The 13177-nt window shown below is 44.3% G+C and carries 16 protein-coding genes; all 16 read right to left on the minus strand.

Features of this window, described 5'->3' with window-relative positions:
* Positions 1-2 precede the first annotated feature (2 nt).
* Positions 3-749, minus strand: coding sequence for a YggS family pyridoxal phosphate-dependent enzyme (locus tag DW793_RS04135; RefSeq protein WP_242992020.1), 747 nt, complete (start codon positions 747-749; stop codon positions 3-5).
* The gene (locus DW793_RS04140; RefSeq protein WP_117926990.1) at positions 697-1932 is read right to left on the minus strand and encodes an HlyD family efflux transporter periplasmic adaptor subunit; all 1236 of its coding nucleotides are present in this window, start codon (positions 1930-1932) and stop codon (positions 697-699) included. Before DW793_RS04140 ends, DW793_RS04135 begins: the two co-directional genes overlap by 53 nt.
* Positions 1913-2188 (minus strand): RNA chaperone Hfq, encoded by a 276-nt coding sequence (hfq, locus tag DW793_RS04145; protein WP_390624620.1) that lies wholly within the window; start codon positions 2186-2188, stop codon positions 1913-1915. The genes DW793_RS04140 and hfq overlap by 20 nt, the downstream gene beginning before the upstream one ends.
* 73 nt (positions 2189-2261) lie before the next feature.
* Entirely contained in the window at positions 2262-3206 is a 945-nt protein-coding gene (gene miaA / locus DW793_RS04150) for a tRNA (adenosine(37)-N6)-dimethylallyltransferase MiaA (RefSeq protein WP_118157143.1), read from the minus strand.
* Between the two features lie 22 nt (positions 3207-3228).
* On the minus strand, positions 3229-4095 hold the full coding sequence (locus DW793_RS15140; protein WP_252969656.1) for a hypothetical protein: 867 nt from the start codon (positions 4093-4095) through the stop codon (positions 3229-3231).
* Positions 4077-5306, minus strand: a complete 1230-nt coding sequence (gene mutL / locus DW793_RS15145; protein WP_252969657.1) for a DNA mismatch repair endonuclease MutL — start codon at positions 5304-5306, stop codon at positions 4077-4079. Before mutL ends, DW793_RS15140 begins: the two co-directional genes overlap by 19 nt.
* 14 nt (positions 5307-5320) lie before the next feature.
* Positions 5321-5674, minus strand: a complete 354-nt coding sequence (locus tag DW793_RS04160) for a TIGR04076 family protein (protein WP_118157144.1) — start codon at positions 5672-5674, stop codon at positions 5321-5323.
* Between the two features lie 9 nt (positions 5675-5683).
* Entirely contained in the window at positions 5684-8095 is a 2412-nt protein-coding gene (gene mutS, locus DW793_RS04165; RefSeq protein WP_252969658.1) for a DNA mismatch repair protein MutS, read from the minus strand.
* Positions 8056-8298 carry a hypothetical protein gene (locus tag DW793_RS15150; protein ID WP_252969659.1) on the minus strand — a complete coding sequence of 81 codons (243 nt, stop codon included), beginning with the start codon at positions 8296-8298 and terminating at the stop codon, positions 8056-8058. The genes mutS and DW793_RS15150 overlap by 40 nt, the downstream gene beginning before the upstream one ends.
* A gap of 138 nt (positions 8299-8436) precedes the next feature.
* Positions 8437-8847: a YlbF family regulator gene (locus DW793_RS04170; RefSeq protein WP_022287374.1), complete on the minus strand. Its 411-nt coding sequence runs from the start codon at positions 8845-8847 to the stop codon at positions 8437-8439.
* 36 nt (positions 8848-8883) lie between these two features.
* Positions 8884-10284 (minus strand): tRNA (N6-isopentenyl adenosine(37)-C2)-methylthiotransferase MiaB, encoded by a 1401-nt coding sequence (gene miaB, locus DW793_RS04175; RefSeq protein ID WP_022287375.1) that lies wholly within the window; start codon positions 10282-10284, stop codon positions 8884-8886.
* Positions 10285-10427: 143 nt separating this feature from the next.
* Entirely contained in the window at positions 10428-11192 is a 765-nt protein-coding gene (locus DW793_RS04180; protein ID WP_118157145.1) for a hypothetical protein, read from the minus strand.
* A 152-nt stretch (positions 11193-11344) separates the two neighbouring features.
* The gene (hisE, locus tag DW793_RS04185; RefSeq protein ID WP_022287377.1) at positions 11345-11683 is read right to left on the minus strand and encodes a phosphoribosyl-ATP diphosphatase; all 339 of its coding nucleotides are present in this window, start codon (positions 11681-11683) and stop codon (positions 11345-11347) included.
* Between the two features lies 1 nt (position 11684).
* Positions 11685-12038, minus strand: a complete 354-nt coding sequence (gene hisI, locus DW793_RS04190; protein ID WP_022287378.1) for a phosphoribosyl-AMP cyclohydrolase — start codon at positions 12036-12038, stop codon at positions 11685-11687.
* Positions 12038-12415 carry an SdpI family protein gene (locus tag DW793_RS04195; RefSeq protein ID WP_118157146.1) on the minus strand — a complete coding sequence of 126 codons (378 nt, stop codon included), beginning with the start codon at positions 12413-12415 and terminating at the stop codon, positions 12038-12040. The genes hisI and DW793_RS04195 overlap by 1 nt, the downstream gene beginning before the upstream one ends.
* Positions 12416-12420: 5 nt before the next feature.
* Positions 12421-13176, minus strand: a complete 756-nt coding sequence (hisF, locus tag DW793_RS04200) for an imidazole glycerol phosphate synthase subunit HisF (protein ID WP_118157147.1) — start codon at positions 13174-13176, stop codon at positions 12421-12423.
* Position 13177: the final 1 nt, after the last annotated feature.

Raw genomic sequence — 13177 nt, forward strand, 5'->3', positions numbered from 1 at the left:
TTTTAATCCTCCAAATATTTTCTAGCTCCGAAAAGCTTTGTTCCAATCCTCACCAAATTTGAGCCATGCTTTATGGCAAGCTCATAGTCCCCAGACATTCCCATTGAGAGAATATCCATAGACACGTTCGGTATATCCTGCTCTTTCACCCTCAGAAAAATACCGTGCATTTTTTCAAAAACGTCCTCCCCTGAGCCAACAGGAGGGATAGCCATAAGACCCTTAACAGAAACGTTAGGCAGCTGCGCGGTCTGTCTTACAAGCTCCTCCGCCATTTCAGCGGAAACACCGCTTTTAGTAGCCTCGTCGCCTATATTTATTTCCACAAGGACGTTCATAGTTTTATTATTCTTCACTGCAAGCCTGCTTATCTCATGAGCAAGCTTCAGGTTATCGACAGACTGTATCAGAGTAACATCATTGATTATATATTTCACCTTATTGGTCTGCAAATGTCCGATAAACTGCACTTCTGCACTTTTATCGTAAGCTTCCTTCTTGGAAAGAAACTCCTGCACCCTGTTTTCGCCCAGCAGCTTAAAGCCCTGAGCCACAGCAAAATTCACCTTTTCAGGCGGCACTGTCTTTGTGACAGCCATTATCCTGACTTCTTCGTCAGGCTTACGCCATTTTGCTTTGGCGTTCTCTACATTATAACATATTTCCTTACAGTTTTCAAGAACCTCCGGAAAATAATTATCCTGAGGTGACAGCGTTGCTGTCTGATCTACTTTGCTGCACATCTTCATCTGATACCACCTCTAACAAAATTTGATCGTAAAGCAGCAGATAATCCTCGTTTGAGGTATTTTCAGAGAGCACATAATCATCGCCCTCGTAAATAACATTGATCTTCTTAAAGGTAACGTCCTTGCCGAGTATCACATAAACGCCCTTCTGATCGCCCTGAAAACGTATCGCACTTCTTGGAACTTTAAGACCCTGATACTCGTCGAAGATAAGCTCCGCAGACTGCACTCTTGACTCAACAAGGGCTTCGTCAAGTCTGTCGCATGAAAGCACGACGACCACTTTGTTCTCATCGTCCTCACAAGGCTTAACAGACTCCACCTTAACGTCATAGATGTTTTTTGTGGTACTGAGCGTCATTCTAAGCCATGCGCCCTCTGTTATCCTTTTATCGTTTTCCATGATCCCTGCTATCCTGCATGAATAGTCGGAAAACATTTTGCCAATGGCGTTCGGTGCGTCCTTACTAGGCTGGTCGATGACCTTTTGGATATCCTTGTCGGTGAGCTGGGAAGCGTTCTCCATAGTAAGCTCGCTCTCATAGCCGTCTGCATAGGAAACAAAATAGCCTGTTTCATCAGCAGTGATCGTTTTTCCTGAGCCTGAGGTCTGTTCCTCCAGCTCCTTGACTTTCGCCTGAAGCTGGCTTATCCTTTCGTCATAGCTCTGCTCGGTCTTTGTGACGATATTATAAATATTCATCACAAGGGACATATCCTCTCTTGTTTTTGCAAACTCAGAGAAATTATCCTGAGAAGAATATGAGAGAAGCTCCTTATATTCCTTATCTATCTTGCTTTTGAGCGTTTCAGGCTGAACATAATTCGTTGTACCCGGATTTTGTGCTCTTTCAAGGGCGGCTATCTCGCTTTCAAGTATCTTTATCTTGTTTTTCGCTGTAACAGCGTCCTCGGAAGAATAAACTGACGCTATGGTATTGCCAACAGATATTTTACTGCCGTCGGAATAGGTATAATCCAAAACTCCGCCGCCGTCATAGGTGACAACCTTTTCATCTCTGATTACAACGCCCTTAAAAGCAATATCCTCATTGATAGTAACAAGCACAGCTTCCTCGGTGTCATGACGCTCTGTAAGTGCACTGTATATCTGACTGCCGATAGTTGTGATTATCAGCACAGAAAGCAGACCGGTAAGTATTTTAACGGTCAGAGAATTCATTTTTTACTGCCCTCTTAAATATCTGAATTGCCTGCGGCGTCAAGAACGTTGATATATCTTGACGGAACGATAGTGAGATAGCATGCTTATAAACTATGTTCTGCTTGCCCTCGCAATCGAGAACTACAACATAGCTGTCAAAGCCCTTTACAACGCCTTTGAACTGGTAGCCGTTCATAAGGATAAAAGTAGACGCTATCTTGTCTTTTCTGATCTGGTTGAGTATAACGTCCTGAAGATTAAGATTCTTATTCATAAATAACACTCCTAAAAATTTTTACAGCAATGTATTGCTTTTTTTACTATAAAATCTTTCAAATTATATTATATCACATAATTTCCGATTTGGCTATAATATTTTTGATATTTTCTATAATTTTTTGAAAACTATCAAATTTATCTGTTTCCACCCACTGAATTCCGTCAACTCGTCTAAACCAAGTAAGCTGTCTTTTGGCATAATGACGGCTTTCCTGTTTGATTTTGTCGAGGCATTCGGAAAGCTCAGCTTTGCCTTCAAAATACGGCACGAGCTCCTTATAGCCTATCGCTTGATAAGCCGTAGCAGGGGTAAAGCTGTCATAAAAGGCTCTGCACTCCTCTATAAGCCCGTTTTCCACCATTACATCAACACGGCGGTTTATACGGTCATAGAGATACTGTCTGTCGGAAGCTGTAAGACCGATAATGCAGGCGTTATATGGCGACTTCTCACGGCGGCTGTTCACCTTATGCTGTGAAAGCGGTATACCTGTAGTTTCAAAGACTTCAAGTCCTCGTATGACCCTTGGCAGGTTGTTCTCATGGACTTTCTCAGCAGTTTCGGGATCGACCTCTCTGAGCCTTTCCCACAAAGCGTGACCGCCCAGCGTCCTGGCTTCCTCCTCAAGACGTTTTCTGACCGAGCCGTCCGTTTCGGTATCGTCAAAGATTACGTTGTTCACAAGTGAGCTTATATATAGTCCTGTTCCCCCGCAGAGAATAGGAACTTTGCCACGGCTGTATATCTCTCTGATACGCTCACCTGCGAGCTTCACATAATCCGCCACGGAAAAAGCCTGCTCAGGCTCGAGAAAATCTACAAGATAATGTGGCACACCCTGCATTTCCTCTTTGGTAGGCTTTGCAGTGGCGATGCTCAGACCCTTATATATCTGCATAGAATCTGCGGAAACTATCTCACCGTCATATATCTTTGCAAGCTCCACTGCGCAGGCGGTCTTTCCACTGGCGGTAGGCCCTGCAATGACAAGGAGAGGTATTTTATTTTCCATAGCTTTCGCCTCCTGCATTTTTTTATAGAACTCGTCTGAACTGCTTTTCGATATCTCTTTTGGTGAGGGTTATCATAACAGGTCTGCCATGAGGGCAATATCTGATATTTTCCTGACCATAAACGGCGTTCACGAGCGCCTGCAATTCTATTCCGCTGTTGGTATCGTTCGCCTTTATTGCCGCTTTGCAGGCGATAGAATGGTAGAGGTCGTCAAAAAGCTCTATTTGCGGATTGAGTTTATTCTCGATAAAATTCTTTGCAAGTTCGCTGATTATGTCCGCAGGGTTATCGTCACCAAGAATGATAGGCACGCCCTTTACTGCAACAGTTGGCGCAACGTCAGGCTCTATCTCAAAGCCAAGCTGTGACACCTTATCGAGGTTTGCGGTGAGAGCGTCATACTCGTCATAGGAAAGCAACACCATGATAGGCTCTAGGAACATTTGCGTTTCAAGCTGTTCGGCATCGCTTTTTATCCTCTCGAAAATATATCTCTCATGGGCGGCATGCTTATCCATAAGTATCATTTCGTCGCCCACCTGTGCCACAACATAGGTCTTGAAAAGCTCGCCCACCACAACCGGCTTCGGCTTTTCAGGCTCTTTCTCCTCCACGATAACGGAAACAGGCTTTTTCTTTGTGAAGCTTTGAGCGTCGATAAACTTGAAAGCTTCTCCGCTCTGCTCCTCCGGCTCTTCGGGGAGAGGTATCTCGCTTATCGCCTTGTTTATCTCCTCCACTGTCACCTTATGGGGTCTTGGCTCAGGGCCTGAAAGGACTGTTGCTGCTGTTTCTTTCTTTGCAGGCTGTTCAAGGCTTGCAAGGAACATATCGTCACTGCCGCTGAGCTTTTCTTTTTCTTCCTCAGTTATGCTCCTGCTCTCCACAGTTTTAGCGTTGGTGCGGGCTTTTGATAGCTGTACGAATTTTCGTACTGCTTTTCTGTCTGCGGCTTTGGGGCAGGTATCTCAGCCTTTGAGGCAGCAGGCTTTTGACTATTATCCTCCATGGCGAATTTAAGCTGAACGCTGTTATCTTTTTTTGGTATATCAAAAAGCTCTCTGTCGGTGAAATTCCGTTTATTTTCAAGGTGCATCTCATTAGGTCTGTCATTCTTCATAAGGGAATTTTTCACCGCAAAGAACACAGCCTCGTGCATAAGCTTTTCGTCTGAAAAACGCACTTCTATTTTAGTAGGGTGGACGTTCACATCTATGGTGTTCGGTGGGATATCGATATAAAGCACGCAAGCCGGGAATTTTCCCGTCATAAGAAGATTTCTGTAGGCTTCTTCAAGTGCTGCCGCACAAGCCCTTGATTTCACATATCTTTTGTTCACAAAGAAATTCTGAAAACGTCTGTTAGGCTTTGCAGACAGAGGCTTCACAGTGAAGCCTGTTATGTGCATACCCTGCCATGTATAGTCAACTTCAAGCATGGAGTTTGCAAAATCTCTGCCATAAACTGAATAAACTGCGGAATATATCTTGCCGTCCCCTGCTGTCAATATCTCAACTTTATTATCCCTGATGAATTTGAATGATATCTCAGGGTGTGAAAGGGTGAGCTTTGTAACAAGGTCTGCGGCAAAATTGCCCTCTGAAACGTCCTTTTTCAGAAACTTTAGTCTTGCAGGAACGTTGTAGAAAATATCCCTGACAACGAAAGTTGTGCCGTCAGGACAGCCGCACTCCTCGCAGGTCTTTTCCACTGCGCCCTCGATAACGTAATGCGTTCCATAATCCTCCTCGGGACGTTTTGTAAGCACGTCTACCTTGGATACGGCACAGATAGAAGCAAGTGCTTCACCTCTGAAGCCGAGGGTCATAATACTGTCAAGGTCATTTTTTACTGATATCTTACTTGTTGCATGACGAAGAAAGGCTATAGGCAGATCATCTTTTGAGATACCCTTGCCGTTATCCGTCACTCTTATATAGGTGCGGCCGCCGTTTTTTATCTCAACTGTTATGACGTTCGCACCTGCGTCTATTGCGTTTTCAAGAAGCTCCTTTATTATTGAAGCAGGTCTGTCTATTACCTCGCCTGCCGCAATAAGCTCGGAAACTTCCTTGCTCAGAACTTTTATTTCTGACATTTTTCTATCCTTTTCTATGGCTCTTTCCAAAAGCCGCCTGTATGAAAATTTTTCTTGCCTGTCGGCTTTGCTGTCAAGCGGAACATGACACAGCCGTCAGGACAGACGATAGTTTTTGTATATTTGCTGTCGCCGCCTATCTTAGTGAGATCTCCTCCGCTGCGGACAGCTTCCATAATGGGATAAAGCATCATCATTGTTTTACTGCAAATGCCATAGCCGTTCTTATTCACAGGACAACCATAGGTGCAGAAATATTTATCCCCTATCTCCTCGCCGTTTCGGCAATATCTTTCAGTATGGTCGCCACGGAGAAATCCCGTGACCTCTATTTCAAACTCGTACTCTTCATCATACCATTTTTTCATGACGCTCACCTAAACATATCTCAGCAAGTCTTTCACAAAATCTCTAAGCTCGCTGTCGGTCATTTCATCTATGTTGGTTTTTCTAAGCCTGTCTGTAACGATGCTGTCGCTTATTTTGTCAAAGGATATCTGGTCGCTTTCCATTTGCTCAGCGGCAATTCTTGCCTTTTTGTTTTCCGCTTCAAGCTGTTCGAGAAGCTCTTTGGCTCTGTTTATTATCTTGTTTGGCAGACCCGCAAGCTTTGCAACTTCTATGCCGTAGCTTTCGTCAACTCCGCCTGGAACTATCTTTCTAAGGAACTTGATACTATCTCCCTGACGCTTTACTGCAACAGAGAAATTTCTCACACCCTCGAGCTCTTTTTCAAGGCTTATAAGCTCATGATAGTGTGTTGCAAACAAGGTCTTACAGCCCATTGATCTGTTTGTGGAGATATACTCTGACACTGCCCTTGCAATGGAGATTCCGTCAAATGTGGAAGTACCTCTGCCCACCTCGTCGAGGATAACAAGGCTGTTCTTGGTGGCGTGCTTTACGATGTCTGCTACCTCGCTCATTTCCACCATGAAGGTAGACTGTCCTGCGGTAAGGTCATCAGAAGCGCCTATTCTTGTGAAAATCTGGTCGACCACAGATATTTTTGCATAGTCCGCAGGTACAAAGCAGCCTATCTGCGCCATAAGGGTGATAAGAGCAACCTGACGCATATAAGTTGATTTACCTGACATATTCGGACCTGTGATGACAGCCATTCTGTTGCTTGTAAGATCAAGATATGTGTCGTTAGGCACGAAAACCTCGTCTTTCTGCATAAGCTCAACAACGGGGTGTCTGCCGTTTTTGATATCAATAATGCCGTCAATGGCTATTTCAGGCTTTGTATAGTTATTGTTCACCGCCGCAGTTGCAAACGAGCAAAGCACGTCTATCTGCGCCACTGCTGTAGCAGTTTCCTGCACAAGTCTAAGCTGTGTGGCTGCAAAATCTCTTATCTCCGCAAATATTTCCTGCTCAAGGGTAACTATCTTATCGCTTGCACCGAGGATAGTGTTCTCTGCGACTTTAAGCTCGTCCGTGATAAAACGCTCGCAGTTGGCAAGGGTCTGTTTTCTTATATAGTTGTCAGGCACAAGGTCATAGTAAGACTTTGTTACCTCGATATAATATCCGAAAACTCGGTTATAGCCTATTTTCAGATTTTTGATACCCGTTTTTTCTCTTTCACGCTCTGCGATATCATCAATTATACCCTTGCCTCCTGAGATTATATTTCTCAGTCCGTCAAGCTGTTCGTTGAAGCCGTCTTTGATAACGTTGCCGTCCTTGACATTAACAGGCGGTTCGTCAACAATGGCGTTCTCAACAAGGTTTGAGATAGCTTCAAGGGTGGATATTTTATTGTTGCAGTTTGCAAGAAGCTTTGAATCAAAACCTTTGAGAAGCTCCTTTATCTCAGGGAGTTTAAGTGCTGTCAGCGACAGTGATTTAAGATCTCTGGGGGTAGCGGTCTTATACATTACCCTTGTCATAAGTCTTTCAAGGTCATAGACTCCGCCCAGTATCTCTTTTAGCTCGCCAAGCTCAACAGGCTTCATTGTGAGCTGTTCAACAGCGTCAAGTCTGTCGATTATTTTTGCAGGATTGACAAGGGGCTGTTCAAGGAAGGATTTTAGCATACGCTTGCCCATTGAAGTTTTGGTATGGTCAAGCACCCATAGGAGCGAGCCTTTTTTCTCTTTATTTCTGAGAGTTTCTGTAAGCTCCAGATTTCTTCTTGCAGTGAAGCCGATAGTCATGATAGGGTCGGCGTCATGCTTTATTATCTCGGAAAATCTGCCCACCAATGCTTTCTGTGTATCGTGTATGTATGCAAAAAGTCCGCACACCGCAAATGCTGCAACTGTGTCAGGCTTAACGCCAATAGATTCAAGGCTGTTTGTGGAAAACTGTTTCAGCACCTCTTCTGTATGTATCTCAGGGGAAAAATCGTTCTCCTCCAAAAGCTGAACGCTGGTCTTGAGCTTTTCTCTTATGAAGCTTGAAAGCTCTTTATTTGAAAGAAAAGCGTCATTTATAAGAATCTCCGCAGGGGAAAATCTCGACAGCTCATTTATAGCCGAGCTTGTCATTTCCTTGCCCTCAAACTCAAACAGATGCACCTCGCCTGTGGAAATATCCGCAAGGCACAATGCGCTTTCCTTGGCTCTCATATAAAATGCACAGATATAGTTGTTGGACGTTTCATCAAGCATACTGCTTTCGATAAGCGTGCCGGGGGTGACTACTCTTATGACCTCTCTCGGCACTATGCCCTTGCACATAGCAGGGTCCATGGTCTGCTCACAGATAGCAACATTGTAGCCTTTTTCTATAAGCTTTTTCAGATAAACGTCGCAGGCGTGGTGAGGCACACCGCACATAGCGCTCTTTCCTCTAGTCCGCAGTCACGACCTGTCAAAGTAAGTTCAAGCTCTCTTGACGCAATGATAGCGTCATCAAAGAACATTTCATAAAAATCTCCCAGTCTGTAGAACAGTATATGGTTTTTATATTTGTTCTTTACTTCAAAATACTGCTTCATCATTGGTGACAGCTTTGAAAAATCTATATCTTTGGTTTCCACTCAAACTCACTCCGTTTCATATATTTATCCACGCACATATCCCTATAGAAATTATCCGCCCCAGTCTGAAGTGGTCTTCAGATTCGGGCAGACGGGGGATAAGCTCCCCCTGACTGTTATTCGTCTTTTGATACTGTCTTAGTGACAGCCGCCGCATGATGCGCAGCTTCCTGAACAGCTATGAGGAGCTTCCTCCGGGCAAGTCATTGGGTCTTCGCCGTTTGCAGCCATTGAGATGATATAGTTTACAGAGCCAAGAAGCTTATCCATAACTTCTTTAGCTTCGTTAAATGCGATCATCTTAGGCATAGCCATGATCTCGTCATAAAGCTCTCTGATCTGAGTGTCAAGTGCTGTCATCTTCTCGCCGTCCTTATCAGGCTTCTGCATCTCAACGCTGAGCTGTGAACGGAGCTGATTGAACTCGCCTATTTTGTTCTGTATCTCAACATCTGTATCATTGATAGAACAAGCCTCCATATAAGCCTTGTATCTCTCGTCTTCCTGAATAGCCTGTCCAAGCTTTCTTGTCATTTCGATTACATCCATGGTAATTCTCCTTTAAATATTATTCAGCTTTCGCTGTTATTTATCTTCAACAAGCTCGCCTCTCAAAGCCCAGTTCATTGCTTTTGTTATGCGAACCTGAATGAATTTACCGATATATTTTTTATCTGCTTTCACCTCGACGATCATATCCTCGTCGCTCTTGCCTGTGAGATAATCAGCGCCGGTTCTGCCCTCGCCTGTTGGCAGCACGGTGACAGTTCTTCCCACAAATCTTGAAAGCCACGCTGTTGACACCTCTCTCTGCTCCAAAAGCAGTTCTCTCAGCCACAGACCCTTCTGCTTATCTGAGATGTGATCCTCCATTTCGGCAGCCTTTGTGCCGCTTCGTCTTGAATACACAAAAGAATAGATATTATCGTACTTTACCTTTTTGATAAGCTCCTTAGTTTCGCAGAACTCCTCGTATGTTTCACTTGGGAAGCCTACGATAAGGTCTGTTGTGAATGAAAACTCAGGGTCTTTGCTTCTGGCATAGTCGATTATTTTCAGATAATCCGCCGTGGTATAGCGGCGATTCATAAGCTTTAGTATCCTGTCTGAGCCTGCCTGCACAGGAAGATGCAAATGCTTGCACACCTTTTTACACTCAAGTATAGCGTCAATAAGCTCATGGCTTGCGTCCTTTGGGTGGCTTGACATAAATCTTATGCGGAAGTCCCCCTCTATCTTGTCAAGCTCTCTCAAAAGCTCAGGAAAACCATAGCTGTATGAATTAACGTTCTGACCAAGCAATGTTATTTCCTTATAGCCGTTTTTCACAAGTGCTTTTACCTCTGCGATAACGGACTCAGGCTTTCTGCTGCGTTCTCTGCCCCTGACGTAAGGCACTATGCAATAGGTGCAGAAATTGTTGCAGCCATACATGATAGGCACGAACGCTCTTATCTTATCGTCACGAAGTTGCAAGAAATCCTCGTTTATGTCAACATGATTTTCTGACAGATTGAATATCCTGTCATGCTTTGATATTATCTCCCACAGCATATTATACATATCGTTGTATGCAAAAGTTCCGAAAACAAGATCCACCTGACGATAGGTCTTTTTTATTTTCTCGGCAACGTGCTTCTGCTGAGCCATACAGCCGCAGATACCTATAATAAGCTCGGGATTGTTTTCTTTGAGATGTTTAAGGTCGCCAAGCTTGCCGAACACCTTGTCCTCGGCATTTTCTCTAACAGCGCAGGTGTTATACAGTATAAGCTGAGCCTCGTTCACATCGGACGTGAACTCATAGCCCACCTTTGAGAGCATACCTTTTATCTTCTCGCCGTCGCTGACGTTCTGCTGACATCCGTATGAATGGATAAGGGCAAGTGGCTTGTGACCGCAAGTTCTTTCGTATTCACCAGACCATTGGAGCAGCTTCTGCGGAGCTGTTTCCTCATTTATTATTTCCGAAAAATTCTCAGTCATTGATATCCTCATTTCATTTCGTACATTCCCTTTAATTATAAATCTTTTCAGGCTTCTTGTCAAGCGTTTTGGGAGCGAAGAGCCAAACAGGTCGCTTTTCAAAACAAAAAGGGGCAGAAAACTCCGCCCCCATAGATCACATATTATCCCTGAGCTTCGCCCTGACCCTCTGTATCATTTTCTTCCTTGCAGTGGGGTTCTTCAAGTCCTCTTGGGAAAAATTCTACTGTCGGGAATGCTATCTTTTCAAACATTTCGCATGGGCTGTCACCGTTTGTGGAACACTCCTTGCCAGGTACGCAGTAATCATATACAGGCACCATTATAGGCACAGGTCTTGACAACTGAATGATAGCGAAAAGTCCGATAGTGATAAGAACGTTCTTTTCCTCGCTTGGTGCAGGCTCTGCGACAAGCTTTGCGTCAAGACACATTGGCGCTGCTACGCTCACAGAAGCGCAAGGCATTGCCGCTGTGCAGCAACAGCATGAGCAGCCGCTTGTAGGCGAGGTGGTGACGATCTGATCGGCTTCGCAGGTCGAAAATCTCTGTGTGCCGCCGTCGCTGCCGAAAAGTATAACTTTTTTTGTGAATGATGATGTGCCGTAAACTACTGTTGGAGCTGCGCCTGCCGCTTCATATGCTTCTATCTGCGCCTTGAATGTGTAAGTAACGTCAACTGCGTAAAAGCCGTGGTTGAATGCCACCGGTGATATTGCAAAGCTTACGTCTGTCACGTCGATACAAGTGCTTTTGATATACGCCGCAGCGTTTATCACGGTCTGGTCTGCCTGGCTGAATGTAAACGCAAGATCCTCCAGACAATCCTGTGACGAGCATGAATCAAACACACGCATTGCTTCGATACACATTGCTTCCTTGAAAGGTTTGCCGTTAAAATCGCTCATAGTAAGTCCTCCTATAAATCAAATCATGGAAGTTTTTTTACTTCGCTATATTCTATTCGGCAAAAGGCTTTTGTGTGCTTAAATTTCTGAAAATCCTCTCATAAAGCAAAAAAAAGCCCTGCGCATGAACGCAGAGCTTTGGATACACATAATCAGGTGTTCTTGTCTACCTGATGAAATTTCTTCAGATTGCCTATCTTTTCGTTTCTCTCGTCAAGTACCTTTTCAACGTCAGACCACTCAAGTCCCTGATTTGCCGCAAGCACCATAACGTGATAGAGAAGATCGTTTATCTCGTTTTTCAGTTCGTCATTGTCACCGTTTTTGGCAGCGATAACTGTTTCTGTAGCCTCTTCGCCCACCTTTTTGCAAATCTTGTCTACGCCCTTGTCAAAAAGATAAGCTGTGTAGCTGTTCTCCTGCGCCTTGCCTGCTTCATAGTCAGCTTTACGCTGTTTTATTACCTCGAAAATTTCCTGATAAACTGTCATTTTATTCTTCCTCCGTATTATATATCTCATTGAAAAAGCAGCTATATGAGCCTGTATGGCAGGCTACACCTGTCTGCTTTACGTTAAGGAGCAGGGTATCGTTATCGCAGTCCGCATAGATAGAAACTACCTTTTGCAGATGACCGCTTGTTGCACCCTTGTTCCAATACTCCTGTCTTGATCTGCTCCAATACCATGTATAGCCTGTTTCAAGCGTTTTTTTCAGGCTCTCCTTATTCATATAAGCAAGCATGAGCACAGTTTTTGTATCCACATCAAATGCGATAGCAGGTGTAAGCTCACTTTTTACAAAGTATTTATCCAGATCGTTTATATCAACTTTTATTGGGTTCATTATTTGTCCTTTCTGTTGCCGTCTTGGTCGAAATTATCTTTGAGTGCTCGTTCTGTTGGTACTATCGTCCAGCACAAAACTACCACCTGTATCACTTCAGCTATGCACATTATCACAGTCGCCTTGCCGCTGCTCATAAAGAAATATGGAACACAGACCAATGCCGAAATTATCGTCATGACCGCTCCGACCTTTACCCACAGACGTCCGCAATAATTGTGGGCAAAATCCCACGTTTCCTGATTTTTCATTGACATAGCAGTGCGATAGCCCACCAAGCCGTTGATATCTTTCGGTGTATGCTTATACATCAGATAGCCGCACAATATCATAAGCACTGGTATAAACAAAGTAAATACGATATTGAAAACAATCATTATGCTCACCTCACGATAATTCCCTTGCTCCTGCAATCGTCCTTTACCTGTCCAACTGTCAGCTCTTTGAAATGGAAAAGGCTTGCCGCAAGAGCCGCCGAGCAATCAGTTTCAAGAAAAGCGTCAGCAAAGTCTGAAAGCTTTCCTGCTCCGCCGCTTGCGATAACAGGTATCTTTACAGCACTGCACACAGCTTTCAGCATAGGCAGATCAAAGCCGCCCCTTACACCGTCTGTGTCGATAGAGTTAAGGCATATCTCACCTGCACCGAGCTGTTCGCACTTTTTAACCCAGTCGATAAGATCCATTCGCATATCCACTCTGCCGCCATTTATATAAACTGTCCACTTGTTATCAGCGACCTTCTTTGCGTCAACGCCAACGCAGATGCACTGACAGCCGAAAATATCCGCTCCGTCTTTTATAAGCTGAGGATTCTGCACTGCCTGAGAGTTCACAGACACCTTGTCTGCGCCTGCACGGAGAGTATCTCTTATATCGTCAACAGTTTTGATACCGCCTCCAACAGTGAGCGGTACAAATACCTTTTTTGCTGTTTCACGAACAACGTCAAGCATAACTCCTCTGCCCTCGTGAGAGGCTGTTATGTCATAGAAAACTATCTCGTCTGCACCCTGCAAATTATATTCATATGCACATTCAACAGGGTCGCCGACTTCTTTTATGCCCTCGAAATTTACGCCCTTTACTACCTTTCCGTCACGCACATCAAGGCATGGTATAATTCTTTTTGCAAGCATA

The organism is Ruminococcus sp. AM31-15AC (assembly GCF_003462045.1).
In the GTDB taxonomy this organism is placed as follows: Bacteria; Bacillota; Clostridia; order Oscillospirales; family Ruminococcaceae; genus Hominimerdicola; species Hominimerdicola aceti.

Excerpts from the sequence above, each read along its gene's own strand:
- DW793_RS04135 (WP_242992020.1), bottom strand. The coding sequence starts at position 749 with ATGAAGATGTGCAGCAAAGTAGATCAGACAGCAACGCTGTCACCTCAG.
- DW793_RS04140 (WP_117926990.1), bottom strand. The coding sequence starts at position 1,932 with ATGAATTCTCTGACCGTTAAAATACTTACCGGTCTGCTTTCTGTGCTG.
- hfq (WP_390624620.1), bottom strand. The coding sequence starts at position 2,188 with ATGAATAAGAATCTTAATCTTCAGGACGTTATACTCAACCAGATCAGA.
- miaA (WP_118157143.1), bottom strand. The coding sequence starts at position 3,206 with ATGGAAAATAAAATACCTCTCCTTGTCATTGCAGGGCCTACCGCCAGT.
- mutL (WP_252969657.1), bottom strand. The coding sequence starts at position 5,306 with ATGTCAGAAATAAAAGTTCTGAGCAAGGAAGTTTCCGAGCTTATTGCG.
- DW793_RS04160 (WP_118157144.1), bottom strand. The coding sequence starts at position 5,674 with ATGAAAAAATGGTATGATGAAGAGTACGAGTTTGAAATAGAGGTCACG.
- mutS (WP_252969658.1), bottom strand. The coding sequence starts at position 8,095 with ATGTGCGGTGTGCCTCACCACGCCTGCGACGTTTATCTGAAAAAGCTT.
- DW793_RS04170 (WP_022287374.1), bottom strand. The coding sequence starts at position 8,847 with ATGGATGTAATCGAAATGACAAGAAAGCTTGGACAGGCTATTCAGGAA.
- miaB (WP_022287375.1), bottom strand. The coding sequence starts at position 10,284 with ATGACTGAGAATTTTTCGGAAATAATAAATGAGGAAACAGCTCCGCAG.
- DW793_RS04180 (WP_118157145.1), bottom strand. The coding sequence starts at position 11,192 with ATGAGCGATTTTAACGGCAAACCTTTCAAGGAAGCAATGTGTATCGAA.
- hisE (WP_022287377.1), bottom strand. The coding sequence starts at position 11,683 with ATGACAGTTTATCAGGAAATTTTCGAGGTAATAAAACAGCGTAAAGCT.
- hisI (WP_022287378.1), bottom strand. The coding sequence starts at position 12,038 with ATGAACCCAATAAAAGTTGATATAAACGATCTGGATAAATACTTTGTA.
- DW793_RS04195 (WP_118157146.1), bottom strand. The coding sequence starts at position 12,415 with ATGATTGTTTTCAATATCGTATTTACTTTGTTTATACCAGTGCTTATG.
- hisF (WP_118157147.1), bottom strand. The coding sequence starts at position 13,176 with ATGCTTGCAAAAAGAATTATACCATGCCTTGATGTGCGTGACGGAAAG.